The sequence below is a fragment of the Paenibacillus hunanensis genome, assembly GCF_014645615.1.
GTDB classification, from domain to species: Bacteria; Bacillota; Bacilli; order Paenibacillales; family Paenibacillaceae; genus Saccharibacillus; species Saccharibacillus hunanensis.
Genome location: NZ_BMMB01000007.1, coordinates 33,023 through 53,962 on the forward strand (window position 1 = coordinate 33,023; position 20,940 = coordinate 53,962).

The 20,940-nt window shown below is 42.4% G+C and carries 18 protein-coding genes; 17 read left to right on the forward strand and 1 reads right to left on the reverse strand.

What is annotated here, in order from left to right; translation table 11 throughout:
* Window positions 1-283 precede the first annotated feature (283 nt).
* The 7 genes from IEX62_RS15660 (at window position 284) to IEX62_RS15690 (ending at window position 9,255) form a co-directional block, all read left to right on the forward strand.
* Entirely contained in the window at window positions 284-3,445 is a 3,162-nt protein-coding gene (locus tag IEX62_RS15660) for a type 2 lanthipeptide synthetase LanM family protein (protein ID WP_188776488.1), read from the forward strand.
* 48 nt (window positions 3,446-3,493) lie between these two features.
* Entirely contained in the window at window positions 3,494-4,258 is a 765-nt protein-coding gene (locus tag IEX62_RS15665) for an ABC transporter ATP-binding protein (RefSeq protein WP_188776489.1), read from the forward strand.
* Window positions 4,259-4,293: 35 nt separating this feature from the next.
* Window positions 4,294-6,339: an FtsX-like permease family protein gene (locus IEX62_RS15670; RefSeq protein WP_188776490.1), complete on the forward strand. Its 2,046-nt coding sequence runs from the start codon at window positions 4,294-4,296 to the stop codon at window positions 6,337-6,339.
* Between the two features lie 225 nt (window positions 6,340-6,564).
* Complete coding sequence (locus IEX62_RS15675; RefSeq protein WP_188776491.1) at window positions 6,565-6,702, forward strand: type A2 lanthipeptide; 138 nt, start codon at window positions 6,565-6,567, stop codon at window positions 6,700-6,702.
* A 117-nt stretch (window positions 6,703-6,819) separates the two neighbouring features.
* The gene (locus tag IEX62_RS15680; protein WP_188776491.1) at window positions 6,820-6,957 is read left to right on the forward strand and encodes a type A2 lanthipeptide; all 138 of its coding nucleotides are present in this window, start codon (window positions 6,820-6,822) and stop codon (window positions 6,955-6,957) included.
* A 266-nt stretch (window positions 6,958-7,223) separates the two neighbouring features.
* Window positions 7,224-8,669 (forward strand): sensor histidine kinase, encoded by a 1,446-nt coding sequence (locus IEX62_RS15685; protein ID WP_188776492.1) that lies wholly within the window; start codon window positions 7,224-7,226, stop codon window positions 8,667-8,669.
* Window positions 8,647-9,255: a response regulator transcription factor gene (locus tag IEX62_RS15690; RefSeq protein WP_188776493.1), complete on the forward strand. Its 609-nt coding sequence runs from the start codon at window positions 8,647-8,649 to the stop codon at window positions 9,253-9,255. The genes IEX62_RS15685 and IEX62_RS15690 overlap by 23 nt, the downstream gene beginning before the upstream one ends.
* A 373-nt stretch (window positions 9,256-9,628) precedes the next feature.
* Here the strand turns inward: IEX62_RS15690 and cimA are convergent, their stop codons facing one another.
* Window positions 9,629-11,248: a citramalate synthase gene (cimA, locus tag IEX62_RS15695; RefSeq protein ID WP_188776494.1), complete on the reverse strand. Its 1,620-nt coding sequence runs from the start codon at window positions 11,246-11,248 to the stop codon at window positions 9,629-9,631.
* Between the two features lie 283 nt (window positions 11,249-11,531).
* On the opposite strand from cimA, the gene IEX62_RS15700 reads away from it, so the two are divergent.
* From IEX62_RS15700 to IEX62_RS15745, 10 genes are all read left to right on the forward strand, one after another.
* Entirely contained in the window at window positions 11,532-12,092 is a 561-nt protein-coding gene (locus IEX62_RS15700; RefSeq protein WP_188776495.1) for an Imm50 family immunity protein, read from the forward strand.
* A 469-nt stretch (window positions 12,093-12,561) separates the two neighbouring features.
* Entirely contained in the window at window positions 12,562-13,272 is a 711-nt protein-coding gene (locus IEX62_RS15705) for a metallophosphoesterase family protein (protein WP_188776496.1), read from the forward strand.
* A gap of 139 nt (window positions 13,273-13,411) precedes the next feature.
* Window positions 13,412-13,780: a hypothetical protein gene (locus tag IEX62_RS15710; protein ID WP_188776497.1), complete on the forward strand. Its 369-nt coding sequence runs from the start codon at window positions 13,412-13,414 to the stop codon at window positions 13,778-13,780.
* Between the two features lie 246 nt (window positions 13,781-14,026).
* Window positions 14,027-14,398 (forward strand): MerR family transcriptional regulator, encoded by a 372-nt coding sequence (locus IEX62_RS15715; protein ID WP_188776498.1) that lies wholly within the window; start codon window positions 14,027-14,029, stop codon window positions 14,396-14,398.
* The gene (locus tag IEX62_RS15720; RefSeq protein ID WP_188776499.1) at window positions 14,388-15,098 is read left to right on the forward strand and encodes an SDR family oxidoreductase; all 711 of its coding nucleotides are present in this window, start codon (window positions 14,388-14,390) and stop codon (window positions 15,096-15,098) included. Before IEX62_RS15715 ends, IEX62_RS15720 begins: the two co-directional genes overlap by 11 nt.
* A 100-nt stretch (window positions 15,099-15,198) precedes the next feature.
* A complete protein-coding gene (locus IEX62_RS15725; RefSeq protein WP_188776500.1) occupies window positions 15,199-15,642 on the forward strand; it encodes a hypothetical protein in 444 nt (147 codons plus the stop codon).
* 221 nt (window positions 15,643-15,863) lie between these two features.
* Window positions 15,864-17,159 (forward strand): DNA polymerase IV, encoded by a 1,296-nt coding sequence (locus IEX62_RS15730; RefSeq protein ID WP_188776501.1) that lies wholly within the window; start codon window positions 15,864-15,866, stop codon window positions 17,157-17,159.
* A gap of 391 nt (window positions 17,160-17,550) precedes the next feature.
* A complete protein-coding gene (locus IEX62_RS15735) occupies window positions 17,551-17,787 on the forward strand; it encodes a ferredoxin (RefSeq protein WP_188776502.1) in 237 nt (78 codons plus the stop codon).
* A gap of 385 nt (window positions 17,788-18,172) precedes the next feature.
* Window positions 18,173-19,585: a L,D-transpeptidase gene (locus IEX62_RS15740; RefSeq protein ID WP_188776503.1), complete on the forward strand. Its 1,413-nt coding sequence runs from the start codon at window positions 18,173-18,175 to the stop codon at window positions 19,583-19,585.
* Window positions 19,586-19,797: 212 nt separating this feature from the next.
* Window positions 19,798-20,892 (forward strand): quinone-dependent dihydroorotate dehydrogenase, encoded by a 1,095-nt coding sequence (locus IEX62_RS15745; RefSeq protein ID WP_188776504.1) that lies wholly within the window; start codon window positions 19,798-19,800, stop codon window positions 20,890-20,892.
* Window positions 20,893-20,940: the final 48 nt, after the last annotated feature.

The window sequence follows — 20,940 nt, forward strand, 5'->3', positions numbered from 1 at the left end:
AGTTAAAGTACATTGACAGCCGTACAAAAAATTAAGGGTACCCCTATACAATAGGATCATGTAAAAGACTTTCCGTCAGAAGAGGGAAGTCTTTTTTGCGTGTATTTGATCATGCGTTATCACCAGATTGGTCTTGTAGTATAGCGAGTAATCGTTAGAACTATATACATCGTATCGTACATGCAAATGTGCGTTCAATACTCAATCCAATCCAGAGGATCACAATTATAATACATAGTAGTTCAGATTACAGATCATCCAATGCAAAGGGGAGAAACACGTTATGACCTTATTAGATATTTGTAAATTAAAAACAGCCACGTATCTACAAGAACGAGTTATCACTGAACCTTTATCTACAACCAATGAAGCATTGGAGCAATGGACAGAATATATTCAATTGCCTGTACAGTATAGATATGCTTTTTTGGAAAGTTACAGTAAGTCTGAACAAGAATTCAACTCGCTAACCGATCATCTTGCTCCCGATATAGAGCTGACCGATCAACAACAATGGATTGATGATCTACAGCAATTGATGTGTAATTTTGATGCTAACGAAAGTGTGTTATATGCGGTAAAAGGACATATTCCTACAGACCATCCTTATTTATGTTTTACATATCCTTTTTTACACTGGATGCAGCAGATCATTGATGCCGATCTTCCTCAGACTGCTAAAGTGGATCAACAGGCAGTGGTATCTTCAATTTTGGAAGCTACGTTACAAACGGTACTGAAATTATCTGTAAAAGTCTTAACCATAGAGATTAACAAGCTTAGTACGCATTCTCTATTAACAGGAAATACGCCTGAAGCAAGATATCAGAATTTTTGTAGTAAGTTGCAGCAACGGCAGTACTTTACACAGTTAGTTTATGAGTATCCAACGATGTTTCGCATGATTATTGAAGAAAGTATACAGCAGAAAAACTTTTTACTTGAAGCCGTAGACCATCTGATTTCAGATTTTAATCAAATTCAAGAACGATTTGGAGTATTAGGAGCTTTGACTACGATAGAAATGAATAAGGGAGACAGTCATTGTGGTAAGAAAACTGTGCTGATCTGCGGATTTGAACACGGCAAGGTGGTATATAAACCGAAGCCTTTGCAAGTGAATATTCATGTGAATCAGATTATCGAATATATGAATAATCAAGGATTAGAATATGCAATTCAGCCGTTGCCTGTAATTGCTTATGAAGATTATGGATGGCAAGCCTATATCGAACAAGTTAGTAGTACGTCAGAAGCAGAGATTGAACAATTGTATTACAAAGTAGGCGTCTATATCTGCTTATTGCATGTATTGATGGGAAGCGATATGCATGCTGAAAATGTAATTATGTCAGGCAATAATCCATATTTTGTCGATTTGGAATCTTCATTTCAAGGCTATGATAGCCAGGACTTACAGGAGGAAACTGCTTATAAAAAAGTGCTGTATACCATTAAAGATTCAGTGATTCGTACCTGTCTGCTGCCTGCCAAATTGGATAAACAGTCGAATCTAGATGTCAGTGGTCTGACTGGAGCAGGAGACAAAACGATCGCTAAAGGGAAATTTGCTTTTGAACATAATTACACAGATCAGATCAAGCTAGTTCGTACCAGTTACACAACTACCTACAAAAAGAATATTCCTCTGCTCAATGGGATCAGAGTCAATCCAAGACAATATGTCGCTTCAATCGTGAAAGGATTTGAGAAGGCATATCAGATTATTACTGAGCACAAGTCGGATTTTATCGGACAACATGGATGGATTCGGAGTTTTGCCAAAGATAAAGTGCGTACGATTGTCCGTAATACGAGCGATTATAGCACCTTATTAAATGCTTCGACCAATCCTAATTATTTGATCGATGCGTTATATCGTAATCGTTTATTTGACCGGATGTGGGCGATTTCCAGTCGTAATCATCGTCTGTTACCTATTATTCCAGCCGAAATTTATGATTTGTTGCATATGGATATTCCGTATTTTTATTCGTATGTCAATCATACATCGATCTATGATAGCCGCGATAACGAATACGAGTTTTTTCATCAAGAAACGTTATTGGATCGAGTCATACAACGTATAGAAGCGATGGATGAGCAGCATAACGATTTATCATTTCAAGTACAGATGATTCAGACGGCATTAGCCACACCGATCAAAAAGTGGGATCTCAAACAGTATAAAAAGGATTATCGTTCGTATGATCATTTAGAGCAGAAGCCAGCCTCTTATTTTATTGAAGAAGCTATCCGAATTGCTGATCAATTGATCACGCTCAGTACGACGACTACAGATTTTGCTGATATTAGCTGGGCCAATATATCGATTGGCAATGATGAGCAGTGGATTATGAATCCGTTAGATAACTCATTGTATGAAGGATTACTTGGCAATGCACTATTTTTCGCTACGATATATCAGATGACTGAACAAGCTCGTTATCTGGACGTAGTTGAAAAGATTCTTGTCGCTGTCGATCTGGACAAGATGCTATATAACAAACCGCAATCGTTATCTGCTTTTACAGGAGAAGCTAGCTATGCCTATAGCTATTACTATTTAGGTCTATTGCTACAGCGACAAGACCTCAAAGAGCAAGGCATACAGCATATTTTACATTGCGGCAAACAAATAGCTGAGGATGATCAATATGATCTGATGGCAGGTTGTGCCGGAACACTGCTTGTAGCGCTGCAAATCTATCAAGATTGTGTTCAAGATGAAGTGTTATCGATAGCGATTCAATGCGGAGAGCATCTGATCAAGCATGCTATTCCAATAAATGATCATAGTATAGGCTGGCAAAATGCAATTGGCAACGGCAGTGTACTTACAGGTATGTCACATGGCAATGCAGGTATAGCATGGGCATTGGCGGAGCTGTATGAAGAGACTCGTATGGAAACATTTCGACATTATGCGATTCAAGCTCTTGCCTATGAACGGGAAATGTATTCACCTGAGGAAAATAACTGGTTTGACCTACGTAATCGGCAGAATCGTATTCAAAAAAACTTTCCAGAACCTGTGAATTGGTGTCATGGAGCACCAGGCATCGGTATGTCCAGAATCAAAGTAATCAATATTATGGATGACCAGCAGACACGTATTGAGATTGAGCGAGCCATTGAAAAAACACTAGAGGAAGGTTTAGGAGGTAGTGATTGCCTGTGTCATGGGTCAATGGGGAATATAGACCTACTATTATTATCCGCTCAACATCTAGGGCAAACGGAACACTTCGATATCGCACAACGCATTGTCGGGGATCTGGTTCAGAACGCTCAAGCGGATCAATGGTATAGCGGTATCCCGCAGACAGCTCAAGTACCGACGTTGATGATCGGCTTAGCAGGGATTGGTTATCAATTATTACGAACGGTTGATCCTTATCGTGTTCCATCCATACTCACGCTACAATTACCTCATTTATTATAACTATCCCTATATACAGGCACTTATTTCAAATGTAAAGGAGAATAGACTATGACAAACGATGCTGTACTGATCGCCAAAAATATTGTCAAATCTTATGATCATGTCAAAGCGCTAAATGAGATATCACTTGATGTTCAAAAAGGAGAATTTGTAGGTATTATGGGTTCCTCTGGCTCAGGGAAAACAACCTTATTAAATGTATTATCTACAATTGATCATATTTCAGCTGGCGAAATCTTTATCAATGGAATCGAGATCAGCCGATTAAATGATAATCAAACCAGTGATTTTCGCAAAGACTACCTGGGATTTATTTTTCAGGAATATCTGTTATTAGATAGCTTAACGATTCAAGAAAATATAGCTGTACCCTTAACATTACTCAAAAAAAAGCCGACTGAAATTGAAGCTTCTATTAGAGCATTAGCCAAGCGTTTTGGTATCGAAAATCAGTTGCACAAGTATCCAAATGAATTATCCGGTGGACAACGTCAACGAGCCGCCGCCGCCAGAGCAATGATCAAAAATCCAAGCATTTTATTTGCAGACGAGCCAACAGGTGCGCTTGACTCTAATTCTGCTCAGGAACTGTTAGAGAAGCTGAAAGAAATTAATGAAGAGTTACACACTACGATTCTGATGGTCACTCATGATGCCTATTCAGCAAGCTATGCAAACCGAATTATTATTTTAAAAGATGGTCAAACGATCAAGCAATTACACAAAGCTCAAAAAAGCCGCCAAACGTTTTTTGAAGAGATATTAGAAGAAATTGCGGTTCTTTCCAATCGAACGCTTGCAACCAGTATGTAAGCATAGAATAAAGAACCATTAAAGGAGGTCTATATGTGAGTTTGTTCCGTATTGTACAAAAGAATTTGAAAAAAAATCTATCTTTTTATTCTTTATACCTGGGTTCAGTTGCTTTTGTACTGATGATTTTCTATTTTTCTATTTCTTTTGGCAGCAATGATCTGATCGTGTCGCGCTTGATGGGGGATAATAAGCTACAAGCGATGATTAAAGTCGTATTACCTCTACTGATGGCTTTTGTATTGTTTTATATGTCCTACTCAAACACGTTTTTTATGAAGCGAAGAATGAAAGAATTAAGTATTTATGCATTGCTCGGTTTTAATAAACATAAAGTGATTTTGATTTTAGGCCTAGAAAATATTTTCATTTGTTTGCTGGCACTTGGTATTGGCATTATTGTCGGTGGTATTGTGTATATCGTATTGATTCAGATCGTGGTAGAGTGGCTTGGTGTTTCTCTGGAACCGTCCAGTATTGTATGGTTCAACAGTGATGCAGCACTGATTACCGTTTCTTTTGTTGTGCTGGCATTAATCGTTTTATTATTTTCCAATTATCGATTTATTCGTAAGCATACATTACTTGATCTGGTCAAAGTCGAGGGCACACGTGAGAAACCGATTCAACTTAAATTATGGAAAGCGATTGTTGGGTTTGTGTCTCTGGTCGCTGGTTATATGCTGGCACTCGATATTAAAAGAGGAGCCGATTCTTTATGGGTGACGGTTGGATTCGCTCCTCTATCCATGCTCACATTTATCCTGATTGTTGTTGGAACGATTCTGTCGATTCATTCCTTTTTACCGTATGCTTTGAACAAAATAAAAGCCGCTAAACATTCCTTTTATCGGAATACGATGATTATCACTATTCCTCAATTTGTACAACGGATTACTAGCAATGCTAGAACACTAATTGTATCTACGTTGATCTCTGCGACAGCATTAGGATTATTAGGTGCTGGAGTGATTACATTTTATTATCCGGTCAAAGCAATCGAACGTACTAATCCGGCTGCGTTTGAATTTCCGGTACAAGACGAAGGATTAACTCAGAAAGCTTTAAATATTGTGAAGCAGAATGTTGGTGCAGATGGTATACAATCCAAGCAGACGACTATACTGGAAGTAGAATCATCTTCAAAAAATCTACCGTTTGAGTATAGTGCTAAAGAAAAAGCTGGTTTTGATCTGATCTCAGCATCTGATTATCAAAGCTCATTAGCCTTGCAAGGCGATGCTCAGAATAGGAATGATCTAACAGGTAATCAAGCGATTTTTATCAAATACAATCAAAATAATGTAGATGAACGTGGCAAAGTCTATACATTAAAGCTTCCACAAAGCCAATCAATAGATATAGACGTTGCGAATACAACACTTGAAAATACAATCTCTTTTGCCAATAGTGTAGGTACATTAGTCGTACCGGATGCTCTATATCAGCAGATTCAAGCAACAGGAGTACCTTCGCGTCAGATTATGAGCATTTATGGTGAGGGATTGCGTAATAATTCGGTGGTTCATGCGCAGCTAAGCCCGCTTTTTACAGACAATGTTTATTTTCAAAGTGCGATTGGAAAACGAACGACCTTTTTACAAGCGAATAGTTCATCTCTATTGATTAGTATTTTTGCAAGTACGATCTTTTTAATTTCGACAGGGAGTATTTTGTACTTTACTAATATTTCGAATACGTATTCCAAAATTAATGATTTTAGAATTTTAGAAAAGCTAGGATATCGTAAATCAAAAATCAAAAAAATCGTCAACTATCAAATTTTTATTACGCTGATTATTCCCTATATTTTGGGTAGTCTGCACAGCATTTTTGCATTAGAATGCTTCAAAACATTAATGCCTAACTTAATTGGAGATTCCAGTGCATTCTGGTTACCGGAGATTGTAGCGATTGGTATATTTACAGTGATCTATGGAGTGTATTATCTGATCACTCAGTATTCATCGTATAAGGTTATTTGGGGTCGTAAAGTTAAGGTGGCGACTACAATGCAACCTCCGGATTCCAAACGGTACGTCTCTTCTTTCGCAAAACGTCGTGCACGTAGTTATAAATAATATAGTGTTGACACCGTTAATTGCATTACGCAATCACTATAGAAAAGAAATACACCGACCAGGTGTGTTTCTTTTTTATTTGGATACATGCTCTCGGTCTGATTGATTATTTTCGCATAAAACAATAAAATTGCGCTTTTTACTCACTCCAAAATATGTAATTATTGCTATTTTTAGTGTGTAGTTATTGATGGCTACAAATGATGCAGGGAGGAGGCGTGCTATATGAAAGAATTATGTGTAGATTTGTCGGCGGTGGAAGATATTACAGAAGCTGAGTTACAAGCAGCGGTAGCTCCAGGCGATGGATGGATTACAACTTTGACAGACGATTGCCCGAACTCCATTATTGTGTGCTGCTAATTTGATGTTGTCAGGCGAGGAAAGTGAAGGAACATAACAGTTTACTGCATACTTACACACTTAAAATCATTATGGATCAAAGTAATTCACCAATACAATCTAAAGGAGTGTTCGAATATGAAAGAACTATGTGTAGATTTGTCGGCTGTTGAGGATATTACAGAAGCAGAATTACAAGCAGCAGTAGCTCCAGGTGATGGATGGATTACAACTTTGACAGATGATTGTCCTAACTCTATTATTGTGTGCTGTTAAATGATCGCATAATAATATGGAATATAGGGCCGATATCTAAGGATGTCGGCTTTACTTTTTTTTACAGAAAAATGATATATTATACAGGAGGACTGTAAGCATTGATGACGTAGCACAGAAAGGTATTCTATATGCATGATAAATACATAAAGCAACAGGTATTCATCCTTTGTAACCAGACGTTAGTGATTAGCTTTTTATATTATCAATATATTCAGCATTTGAATAGTGATCTCTCCGATATCATGTCGCTGGTTGTTATATCGATGGCTATTTATGTATTGTCTTATATTAAAATGACGAATTTGAATGGTAGTATGATTTTAAATCAATTTGCTAATTTATTGTTATTATATTCCTGGCAAATTCTTTTGATGTTTGGAAAAGAGCCTTTTTTTTATACTATCGTGATTTTTTTAAATGTGCTGGTGTCGTATACATTGTTGCGTTTCTTATTACGTTTTATTTTTCAAGATTCTGCTTATATCCACAAAAAGCAAGTGGATTGGATATTAAAAGTGCTTTCCTTATTAACATTAATCTCGATTTATAGTAAGCACTTGTATTCGATTATGTTTTTCTGGCAATGGGTCATTAGTGGAATTTTAATTATTATTACCGTGTTTAAAAACAAAAAGCGAATTCAATTTTTTCTTAATAAACAATCGAAAAGTCTAACGTATGCGCTGATGATTACGGCGATTCCTTTTGGAGCTTATATTTTATTTGTAGATAAAGGGAAAAATGTGTTTACCAATATGGTGTTCTATTTTATTTTTATTTTCCCGCTATATGCGGTCTACAGTATTGTGCAAAATAATGTAAAAAAATCTATACAGCTTACCCAGCTCAGTACATTGAACAAATGGATATTAATGCTCGTATCCGTTGCAGGTGTGGGTATACTTGGGCAAATATTCAACGTCGCTCCGTTGTTTTATATGATTGTTTTTCATTCGATTGTCTGGTTATTGATCTTTTATTATCTTTTATTGTACAAGCAGATCAAGCAGTCTTCTGAAATGGAGCAAGCTACACAGCAGAAGCAATACGATTCATATGTGAGTAGAGTGACACAGATTGCGAAAGAAGAACAGATTAAAAAAGAATTTTCCGATTACTTGCACGATGAGATATTACAAGATTTATTAGCTGTCAAAAATATGATGAACAAATCCAACAAAGCAGAAGTGCAGCAGATGATTACTGAAACATTAACTCGATTGAACACGTCGATTCGCAATCAGATGCAGGAATATCATCCTACTTTATTAAGCTCATTAACACTCAAGCAAAATTACGAGAACCTGTTGCAAATCATCAAAAAAAACTATGCCAATAAACAAATAACGGTTTCATTCACTTGTAAAGAGGATCTATTTTTAGTCGAGCCGTATCATTTTATTATGTATCGTCTGATCAAAGAACTTACAACCAATGCTTTCAAGCATTCACAGGGAAGTCAGATATGGATCAAATTAACCCAGCATATGGAGCGGATTCAGTTAACTGTTGAAGATGATGGAATAGGTCTCGATCCTACTGAATATAAGCATAAGCAGGGGCATCGCGGACTCTATTCGATTCAAGAACAGATTGCATTATTAGAAGGAACGATGAGCTTTAGTATACGCAAGCCGCATGGATTGAGTATTCAAATCGTACTCCCAATGAAAGGAGAACAATCGTATGAATATTTTATTAATCGATGATCATGTATTATTTGCTAAAAGCTTGGAGATTGCTTTTGAAGATTATACTGAAGTGAGTAGCTTTCGATCTGTGCAGGAAGTGGAAGAAGTCATAAAAAGGATAGAGGAAAAGCGACCGGATATTTTATTAGTCGATATTAATTTGAGTAATATTAGTGAAGAAGATGGCTTAATTGTAGCTCAAACGATATCTAATACTTATCCTGATTTAAATATTGTGATATTGACAGGATTCGATCTTCCAGTCTATCGTTATGAAGCCAAAAAAGTAGGGGCACGCGGATTTATCAACAAAAATGTATCTCCAGATCAGTTGTTACATATCCTGCTTCAGATTCATGCAGGTTGTACGTATTTTCCAGATGAAGAAGAAGAGATTGAACAGCTTACCGAGCAGGAGACTAAAATTTTGCAGATGTTAAGTGATGGGTATAAACGAGAGGATGTAGCCGATCATCTGTTTATTAGTAAACGAACGGTGTCTAACCATATTCAACATATTTTCGATAAATTGCATGTTAATTCCGCATTAGAAGCGGTAACCAAAGGTCTCAAATTAGGTTATATCAAAGCATATAAACCATGATGGTTATGCACAATCCGAAAATCTCGTATGTGATCAAAAAGGAGATACAGATGATTAGCAGCAGGTCAGTTGCCGTCACCGTATACATGTAGATTGCACTTTTTTGAGTATTTCACTTGTGCTTGAGGTAAGGATCAGCATGTTTCTTTTCGACACTTTCAAGTTAAATTTTCTTCCCACATTTACGCTGATCAGCAAAGTCTGCTTTCATTCTCAGCTTAACGGCTTCCTGATTAAGTTTGTCGTTGTCATGATTGAAAATTCGCTCTTTTGAGCTATAAAAAAATCCCCTCTAGCTTCCAGTGTTGATCTCATGATATGATGAGGTCTTTTTTCACTGTCTGCTTTGAGGGGATTTTACTATATACCCTGATTAATGATTCACAATGCCCTGTGTACCCGAAGCGGTCGCCTGGTTATGCGCAGGTAGCTTCTGACCAAGTAGAGCATAGCGGATACTGTCTACCAGTGCCTCCCAGCTCGCTTCGATCACGTTAGCGGATACGCCGACAGTGCTCCAGGTGTCTTGCAGGTTTTGCGATTCAATCAATACGCGTACTTTGGATGCGGTTGCGTCTGTTTCATCCAGCACACGAACTTTATAGTCAGACAGATGCATTTCGCGCAGGCTTGGATAATGCTCGACCAATGCTTTACGTAGCGCATTATCCAGCGCATTGACCGGGCCGTTGCCTTCTGCGGCGGTGTAGATGCTTTGACCGCCAATGCGTAGCTTCACGAAGGCTTCGGATACAACAGCCGAGCCGGCGTTTTTCTCGACTAGCATTTTGAACGATTCGAAGACGAACAATTCGCTTAGCTCGCCATTGGCTTCACGCAGTAACAGCTCCAGCGATGCATCTGCGCCCTCGAATTGGTAGCCCTGATGCTCTAAATCTTTGATTTTGCCGATAATTTGCTTTGTTTCTTCGTTTTCTGGATTCAGCTCCAGATTCATTTCCTTTGCTTTGGACAGGATATTGCTCTGACCAGCCAGCTCGGAAACGAGGATACGCTGTTTATTACCGACGCGTTCTGGCTCGATATGCTCATACGTACGAGAATCACGCAAAATGGCAGAAACGTGAATACCGCCTTTATGTGCAAAAGCTGCATTACCTACATAAGGCTGGTTGATCGGCATATGCACATTAGCAATCTCACTCACGTAGCGAGCGGTGTTCGTAAGCTGTGCCAGCTGCTCGTCCGCAATACACGTATAGTCGAGCTTGAGCTGTAAATTCGGAATGATCGAGCACAGATTGGCATTACCACAGCGCTCACCATAGCCATTCATCGTTCCCTGTACCTGGCGTGCTCCAGCCTGTACAGCGCTCAGTGTATTGGCTACCGCCAGCTCGCAATCATTATGGGTATGAATACCGATCGATGCCCCCTCCAGCTCGATCATCAGCCTGGATACGATCTCATATACCTCATGCGGTAATGTACCGCCATTGGTATCGCACAGGGTAAGCCAGTCTGCTCCAGCATCCTTGGCTGCACGTAGTACGGAAACTGCATAGTCTGGATTATTTTTATAGCCGTCAAAAAAGTGCTCTGCATCGAAGATTAGTTCCATCTGGTGCTGCTTCAAATAAGCGATGGAGTCGGCGATCATCGCTAGATTTTCCTCTAGCGTCGTTTGCAATGCAGTATGCACATGGAAATCCCACGATTTGCCCACCAGTGTAGCTGCCTGTGCACCGGATTCAATGATCCGTTTCAGGTTGGCATCCTCCTGTGCGGTGCTGCCCTTACGGCGCGTACTACCAAAAGCCGTGATTTTGGCATTCAAATTCAGCTGCTGAACACGCTTGAAAAATTCGATATCTTTACCGTTACTACCCGGAATACCGCCTTCGATATAATGCACACCAAGCTCATCGAGCTTTCGCGCAATTTTCAATTTGTCGTCTGCGGATAGACTGATACCTTCCCCCTGTGTACCGTCTCTCAGCGTCGTATCGAAAATCGAGATGGATTTGGACATGATGTGGAATCCCCCTTTGATTGGACCAAGATTCATAAGCACTCATTTATCGTTGTGGATGACACATGAAACCTGAGTATAATTGGTTATTATAGCACTATCGGCTATGTCAGGTATACGGTAATTTTGCCGGAATATGAGGTAAAAATAATGGGTTTGTTTGTGCATCATGCACAAATGACACGCTTACTTATGCGGTTAATGTATACGCTAGCATAGGCTGTGTTGTATCGTTCTGTTACAATGGAAAAAGATAAATGTAAACTCTTGGAGGAATGTCATCATGCAGATAGGAATTAAACAAGTCGAGCAGCAGGGTAAAAGCTATACGATTCATTATACATTGGAGCAACCATTGCCATTTGATCTACACGATATTGTGATGGTACAGGCAGGAGATTATGTCGTTGGTAGTGTGCGTGCGCTGGATGCACAGCAGATTACGCTTCATATTAATGAAGAGCAATTGCAGTGGGGCGAGAAAACGATTATTCAGCTTGCATTTTCGCCAACCGTTTCGATTGAAGGTAGTGGGACGATTATCGAGAAGTTTGGTTATTTTCCAGACTTTGAGCAGGCGATTATTACCAATTACGATATTGGCAAGGATCAGGTGGAGCTGACCATAGAGCTGCCAGAGCCCAATGAAAAGCAATCGATAAAGCTGACCTTCCTCGAAGCATTTGATGTGGAATTTTCGCCACCCGATGCGCGTCTGAATGTGATCGCGGAAATGGATTTTCGATATGAGGTGACGGATCTGGTCGTGGATATTGAAGGGGCGCAGGGTCTGTCAGGTAGCTTCTTCTGTGGCAAGATTAAGGCAGAGCTGGTGGAAGGCTGAGTGGGTTGAGCACAGAGCATCGAGCTTAGAACTGGCTGTACAGCTGGTAGCTACATTCTTTGAGTCAGATTAAAGTGTAGAATTGGAATGGAGCTTGATCTGATAATGGAGAATTATCTATGTTATGACATTCTCTAAATGGATTCTGGCGCTATGAAATTCGTTAATGGATACGGGATATAAAGCTCAGTGCTATCATCAAGATATAATCCAGCTTCTACATTCATATGTATAGGTAAGATGTGAAAGGCAGGCGCGAATACGATCGTATAGCGTTTGCCTTTTTCTATAGGCTTTGGGATTGAAAGATGTGATTGCCTTGATAGCGATGCTTGCGGTATGAAGTGTAGATTGTCCGCTAGGCTGGCATGTTCCATGTTTAGCTATACCATCACTTCTAATATGCTTTCTGTTTGGGTTGTACTCGTTCAATAGCATCCGTATACTGTGTTGTAAAGGAGGGAAAGCTATGATTTATATTACCGGGGATGTTCATGGTATGCCATGGCTGTCTAAACGACTGAATACGCGTTCTTTTCCAGAGCAAAAGCAATTAACCAAGCAGGATATCGTTATTATTGCAGGTGATTTTGGATTGATATGGGATGGGCAAAAGGAGGATCGCTACTGGCTGAAATGGCTGGATGAGGTGAAGCCTTTTACAACGGTATTTATCGATGGTAATCATGAGAACTTCGATCTGCTGGAGCAATTTCCGGTAGAGCAGTGGAATGGTGGAGGGGTGCATCGGATCAATGATAGTGTGCTGCATCTGATGAGAGGACAAGTGTATACAATAGAAGATAAGCGCTTTTTTACCTTTGGCGGTGCGGCTTCACATGATCGTGAATATCGCAAAGAAGGCAAAAGCTGGTGGGCGCGTGAAATGCCGTCGGCAGAGGAATATGCCTGTGGATTACAGCAATTGGAGAAGCATGGTTGGGATATTGACGTGGTGATTACTCATACCTGCTCCACAGAAAGTCTGGACTGGATCAAGCAGCATTATGACACCGATGTAGAGCAGGATGAGATGCATGATTATTTTCAAACGATTCAGGATAAACTGAATTATCGTCAGTGGTGGTTTGGGCATTATCATCATGATGTAGAGCTGCCCAAGCGTCAGCGGTTGATCTATCACGATATCGTGCAGATTGAAATCGGATCGAGTGAGTGATCTACCTTATTGAAGTGCTCAGACGATTGAGGCGTGGCAAACAGATTGCAATTGGCATGTGGAAAATGGATATTTGTAGTTGGAACAGCTATTGAACAGCAGGATGCTACATAAATAGTGTGACATAGGAGGGTTCAGCATGGGGATGGAATATGGTGTACGTATAAAGAGTGGAGCTATAGCGCCTGACTCAAAGCTGGAGCAAGCGATCATGGACGGATTGTATTCTCGGCTTAACCTAGTTTTGGCTGATGATCCAGATTACTGGATAGAGTATGATCAGGGGAAGCTTGCCATTTTGCGGGATAATGAGAAATGGCCTGATATTCTAAATACTTATATTGACGAAGCTTCAGGGGGAGAGCTGGAAGGGATCATAAGCGGTGAGCGGTATTTGTATATTATCTCCTATGAAGATGCACGTACAGCTCTGGCTGAGCCATGGTTTACGGCGATTGATGAAGTCGTAAGTGAGCTAGTACTCGGATCGGTTCGCGAGGAATTGTAGGCTACGCTGGGATACGTCATTTGCAATTAGCATGTTATCGAATAGAGAAGCTGTAAACAGAGCAAGTGCATATCTACTATAGAGACAAGCAAAGCCAGCTAATGATGCTGGCTTTCTCTTATATTGTAGGAGAAACATAGGAAGGTTAGATCTACATTTTAAATTATACTTTTTTGACTATTGACCCGGAGTGAACTCCGGGGTGTAGTATCAGATAGAACCAGAACACAAGGGAGGGCTGCAATTGTGCAATGGAATGAAAGGTATGCTCTAAAGCAGACAGCTATGCTCAGCGGATTGAGCAAGGACACGATTCTATTTTATGAAAAGACAGGGTTAATTCCTGCCATTGCTCGAAATGAAATGGGCTATAGAGTGTATAGTCAGGAAGATATCGACACGCTTCAGCTTATTGCCTGTCTGAAAAAAACGGGGATGTCGTTAGAGGATATTAAAAGCTACCTCCAGCTCGAAGCATCTGAAGAACGATATCAAAGGCTTCAGGATCACAAAGAAAAGCTTGCACAGCAAATGCTGGAATTGCAGAACGTAATCGACATCAAGCTAAACAAAATCAAACGCAAAAACGAACAGGAGTTTAAACCAGATGGAATCTAAAAAAATTGCACTTGTTACAGGGGCGAATAAAGGGATTGGCAAAGCAATCGTGAAAGAGCTTGCCCATCGAGGTATAATTGTATTTCTAGGTAGTCGAAATGCTGAACGAGGCCTTATGACTTTAGCTGAGCTACAACATGAAGGTGAGGTTTATTTTGTACAGATTGATGTGACGGATCAACAATCTATTGAGCAGGCTTATGGAGCGATTGAGAAGCAGTATGGACATTTAGATATTTTGATTAACAATGCAGGTGTAGCGGCTTCAAGAAAAAAACCTGGTGAAGCGGATGCGGAAGAATTTAGAACCATCTATGAAACGAATGTATTCGGTGTCGTTTCCGTCACGAATCAGATGTTGCCATTACTCAAAAAGTCATCGTCTGCACGCATAGTCAATGTATCCAGCTTACGAGGCTCGCTTGGAGACCAAGGGGCATTTGTAGGTCAGCCTTCGATCTCGTACTCCTCTTCCAAAACGGCTCTTAATGCGCTGACCGTTCATTATGCGAGGGAATTAGCAAGCACACAAATCAAGGTGAATGCGGCGGCACCAGGGCATGTAGCGACAGATTTTAACGACTTTCATGGTACTCGTACGCCTGAGGAGGGGGCGGCAATTGCAGTGAAGCTGGCGACATTGGATGAGGATGGCCCTACGGGTGGTTTCTTTGACGATACCCGAGCGATTCCATGGTGAACAGGGTCGTATTCATTCTATACTGTATGGTAGTGCGTGATGGATAGGAGCCAAACAAACGGAGTAAAGCAACAGCGATGATGAAAAAGGAGGATTCACAGTGCAACAACAAAACATTGAAATCGAAGCGGTCAGCACGCCGCTCGGTTATGTATACGGACGCGATGCGATCTATGTAGACAGGCTGAACTATGAGCTACAGCGTCGCCGTGTGACGTTAATCGGTGAGTTTAATGGTACGCTCGCAAGTAAAAGCGAATCGGATGATTTTGTAAAGTACACATTGTGCTTCGAGGGAGTATATTATTTTAAGGCGATGGAGCTGGATTTGCACGGGGAGCATCTGCCAATAGGGCAGACAGATATCAAGTCAGACTGGCTGGAATATCGTCAGTCGCCATTGTTAGAACGAGCGAAGCAGAACGCAAAGCAAGAGCTAAAGGAGCTGCGTCATTTTATTCTGTTTACGTATGATGATGTGTTTGAGATTGCCTGTCAAAATTATACGCTAGAGCTGCATGTAGATGAGCAGAACGTTGAATAGTCATTGTCAGATGGCTATTCTTTTTTTATAATAAAACAGAACACATATTCGCTACATATCAGGTTCACGGTTCCTAAAATGGGTGCGATGAGAAAGTGGAATGGTGCAAGTCATCCAGTCTGCTTATTGAATTTTTACTTACTATACCGAGCACCTATGCTCATTTATAGATAGCAGTAACAGGTCTGCGAGAAGTCGGAGATGACAGGGGGAGAGAGCAGATGAGGGAAGACACCAGCAGTCATTATCCCACCCGCGGACGGGTTATTTTGCATGTGGATATGAACGCCTTTTATTGTTCTGTGCATGCAGCGGAGCAGCCAGACAAATATGCAGGCAAGCCTACCGCAGTCGCAGGTAGTGTGGAGCTACGGAAGGGCATTGTCGTGACCGCCTCCTATGAAGCACGGCGCATGGGCGTGAAGACAGGAATGCTCGTAGGTCAGGCACTGCAAAAGTGTCCACGACTGACGTTAATTGCTCCTGATTTTCATTTGTATCGGAAATATTCGGCTGCATTTATGAATATAGCGTATAGCTATACACCGCTCCTACAGGCAACCTCGATCGATGAATGTTATCTCGATATTACGGGATCAAGCCAATTTGGCACGCCGCTGGAGATTGCAGCTGATCTGCAAAACCGTATTCGAGATGAGCTTCGTCTGCCCTGCTCTGTCGGTGTAGCACCTAATAAGCTGCTTGCCAAAATGGCGTCTGATATGAAAAAGCCGAATGGTATCTCGATTTTGCGTATCCGTGATGTACCGAAGCTGCTATGGGAGCAGCCCTGTGCAGAGCTATTCGGGATCGGGAATAAAACCGCTACCAAGCTGCGTGAGATGGGCATACGCACACTCGGTCAGCTCGCAGCAGCCGATGAAGCGCGTTTGAAAGCACGTTTTGGCGTGATGGGAAGCTGGCTCAAGCAGGCGGCTAATGGCATCGATCATTCCCTGGTAGAGCCGGACAACGAGCCGAATAAATCAATCGGGCATACGACTACATTACCTGCGGATATTCAGGAGCTTGAGGATATTCGGCGTGTGATGCTGAATCTGAGTGATCAGGTGTGTCGGCGTATGCGTCGGCAGAAGCTGATGGCGCATACGGTACAGATTACGATTCGGACGCCAGATATGAAGACGATCACGCGCTCGCGTGCGCTGAGCGTACCGACGGACACGGCAGAAGAGGTCTATCATGAAGCGTGTGAGCTATATGCCAGACACTGGCATGGCAAGGGAGCTGTACGTTTACTCGGTGTGACGCTTCAAAATCTACTGCCACGTAGTGAAGCGGCGATTCAGCTTGATCTGTTTGATTATGAGCGTCAGCCACAGAAGGAGCAGTTGAATGAGGTCATTGATCAACTGCGTGATAAGTTTGGCGAAAGTGCGGTATTGACCGCAGGTATGCTTGGCAATGATCCATCTGTGCTGATCCGTAATCATAAGCTGCGCGGAACATCACTGCAAAAGGATGGGCGTCGTTTTGACTTTGATGAGCCAGAGTGAGGCGATGCTCCTCAAGCTGGTTTTGTTCATTTTAGATCCTGCATATTAAAGCTTCTCTTTGACGTGCATATGCCGCGCTTATCCTATATCGTATCTGTTGCATTCGCAGCGAGTCAGGTCGATGCTGGAGCGTATTTCTAAACAGAGCAATCATAAGAGATACTTGCTATATCGCTGTTTATACAGGGTTTAATGGCGGATGTGAAAGGGTAAAAGGACGTAGTGAAGCTTCGATTCCATGATCATTGTGTGACAGAGGAAGTAGTGATGACGCACGCGTCAAGTGGATTTTATTTGAAATTATTGAGGCTTTGTATTATATTTTGAATATCTGTACAGACTGGTGTTCTAGAAATAGACAACTGGAAAGTAATGATAGGAGGATATACACATGAGCAAATATACTTGGGTTGATAAAGATACATGCATCGCTTGCGGTGCATGCGGCGCTACTGCACCTGACATCTACGACTACGATGATGAAGGCCTGGCAGAAGTGATCTTTGGCGGCGACAGTAACCGTGGTGTAACAGCGATTCCAGAAGACATGCATGAAGACATGCTGGACGCTTGCGACGGTTGCCCAACCGATTCCATTATCATTGCAGATGAGCCACACGCCGAGTAATTTCGGACGCGTTCATACGCATACGTAATGCCATAAGAGAGAAAGAGCACTGTTTTGGCTACATAGCCAGCGCGGTGCTTTTTTTCATTCCTGCGAATCGGGTAAATGGATGATGAGGATAAGCTATATGGTTCCTTACGCATAGCTGCTGTTTCATATTTCTGAAAATAAAGCACGCGCTAAAGCATATAATTTGATTCGACAGCCCTACGTCGGTTCTATCGAGAAATGACCGCTTTTGACCGATAAAAAGGGATATAGGCTTTTTTTGCCGTAAATTCGTGCAACGTGGCAAAAGAACCTGGCGTTACAGCCGAAACAACGTACATATAAAACGGCTGTGAAGCCCGGGAAAGGAGATCCGGAGCGGGAGTCCGGAGATACCATGAAAAACCTACTTTATTTGAAACGCTATGTGAAGATGCATCCCGACAATCGCATGGGCTGGTACTTGCTTGGGAAGGAGTACGAGTCTGACGGACAGATGGGCAAAGCCAACTATTGCTACAATCGCGCAGGCGATGTGTATGAAGCCTTTGAGCAGAGTCAGATTCCGGCAGAAGTGCTGAAGGATTATGAAGCGAAAGTGATGGAGATGGGTCATGCACGTGATCGCAAGCTACACAAGCGGCGCATGATCTGGCTGAGCATCGTATTTTTATTTTTAATCCTGATGCGCTCTCTTGATTTACCCGCAGCAGAGGATCAGATGGCTATGGAGAATCCTCCAGCAGAGACGACAAATGGGGTGAATAGCGGAACCAAGTCACAGCAGCCTGAGAGCGTGCCTGCCTACCATGCTCCGCTTAGCTTTACAGCGGCTTCAGGGGGCAGTGCAGCAGCAGGAAGTGGCTTAGCATTATTTATTGCTCAGCAGCTCCATGGAACAGAGCCAGATCGTGCGGCTATTCTCGGAATGGAGAAGTCTGGCAAATGGGAGCTATGGAAGCACGTGCTACCGGTTGCGTACACGATGCAGGCGAATGATACGCCTGCGCAGGTACAGGTACAATCGTATAATGCCGCTGCTTGTCGCTGTAAGCCAGGAGACGCTGGAGTCAGCGCTGCTGATGCCGCCGCGTGGATGCAGCAGCAGGAGCAGCTAGCTGTAATGCAGACGGCGCTCGCCAGCTTCAAATCCGCGCGAGGACAGCTACCACAGGGTCTGGGACAGCTGGATCAGTCTTTTCCAGCCAACTGGCTTTCTGGCACGACCACGCTAATGGATCAGTCGTTCCAGACATTGCAGCCGTATCCGCTTGATGCCGCTGGAGCGATGCCGGAGAATGGCTTTAGCGGTAACATGCAAAAATTATTTGCTAGCACACTGGGGAATCGACCTTATTTTAGCGAGCCGCTCGAAATTATCGTGGATAAGAAAAAGTATCGCCTCGGTCTGGTGAGCGGTACAAAGCTACTGCGCAATTATCCAGTTGGCTTAGGCGGAACAAAAACACCGGAAGGCGTATTCCATCTCTCAATCAAGGTCATGAATCCGAATGGCAGATCGAACGGTGAATTTGGTAGTCGTGGGATGCAGCTATCGGATACGAATTATGCGATCCACGGTACGAATGATCCGGATAGCATCGGTGCTGACGAATCGCTTGGCTGTGTGCGTATGAGTAAGGATGACGTGGAGGAGCTATTCGATATGGCTCCGCTAGGAACAAAGGTGACGATCGCCAGCGATGTACTGCCCGATGAGATCCAGATTCCGAAGCAGCGTTATGCCTCTAATAAAAAGCCACAGCAGGATCAAACCGATCCAAGCCGTATGTATCACTGGCTGAACTAAAGGATAGGAGCAGGCGGAACGTTTACACTACCTGTGACGTATAGCACTACTGCGCCAACGGCGGTCTTCTCAAAACGAGAAGATCGCTTTTCTTTTGGGGCAGAACAGGATAAACTAGAATAGAGAATAATCTTGCTTGGCGCCTTGAGGAACCTTGCAAAACGTTATGCATCATGGCTTTAGGCCTATGCCAGGAACGGAGTGAATGGAATTTGTTATACCGTAATATTTTCAAGCCTGTACTCTTTCGGATGGATCCGGAAAAGGCGCATCATCTGGTCATCGGAGGGTTAGGTGCGGGCGTGCGCATTCCCGGCACCCTCGCGGCAATGCAGTCCATGTATGGTATCACCAGTACACCGGACATGACGACAGAGCTATTCGGCATTACGTTTCCCGGTCCAGTAGGACTTGCTGCGGGTCTGGACAAAAATGCACAGGCGGTAGCTGGCCTATCCGCATCCGGATTTGGCTTTATGGAAGTCGGAACGGTTACGCCCAAGCCTCAGCCAGGGAACGAGCAGCCGCGTTTGTTTCGTTTACCGTCGGATCGAGCGCTTATTAACCGAATGGGCTTCAATAACGAAGGTGCCTGGGCAATGGCAGATCGATTGCGTCATCTGGTCGATCATCCGATTCCGATCGCGGTCAATATTGGTAAAAATAAAGTGACTCCTAACGAAGAAGCGGCTGAAGACTACAAAGCGTGCATTAGTGAGCTATATACCTATGCAGACTTTTTCGTCGTCAATATCAGTTCGCCAAATACACCTGATTTGCGTAACTTACAGCATGGTAATGAATTAAAGGAATTGCTCGCTGAGGTGATGCAGGAAATGAATGCACAGGCTCAAAACCACGGTACATCCAAATCGGTACTGGTCAAAATTGCACCAGATGTGAGCGACGCTGAGCTGGAGTATATGGTAGAGACGATTCGTCAAAGCGGTGCAGCAGGTATTATCGCGACGAATACGACCCTTTCCCGTGATGGACTTACGCATAATCATGCAGGAGAGACAGGTGGACTGAGCGGACGTCCGCTTACCGAACGTTCAACAGAGATTATCTCTCGTGTGTATCGCCAAACGGAAGGCAAGCTGCCGATCATTGGATGCGGGGGCATTTTTTCGAGCGAGGATGCCTATGACAAAATTAAGGCAGGCTCCAGCCTGGTGGAGATTTATACATCGTTTATCTATGAAGGCCCACAGATTACACGGCGGCTTCATAATGGGATTCGCGAGCTGATGCAGCGCGACGGATTCGCACATATTTCGGAAGCGGTTGGAATAGCGCACCGCTAACCTACCGCTTGTACATGTTAAAAGAAACAGGTCATACACTGAGGAGGC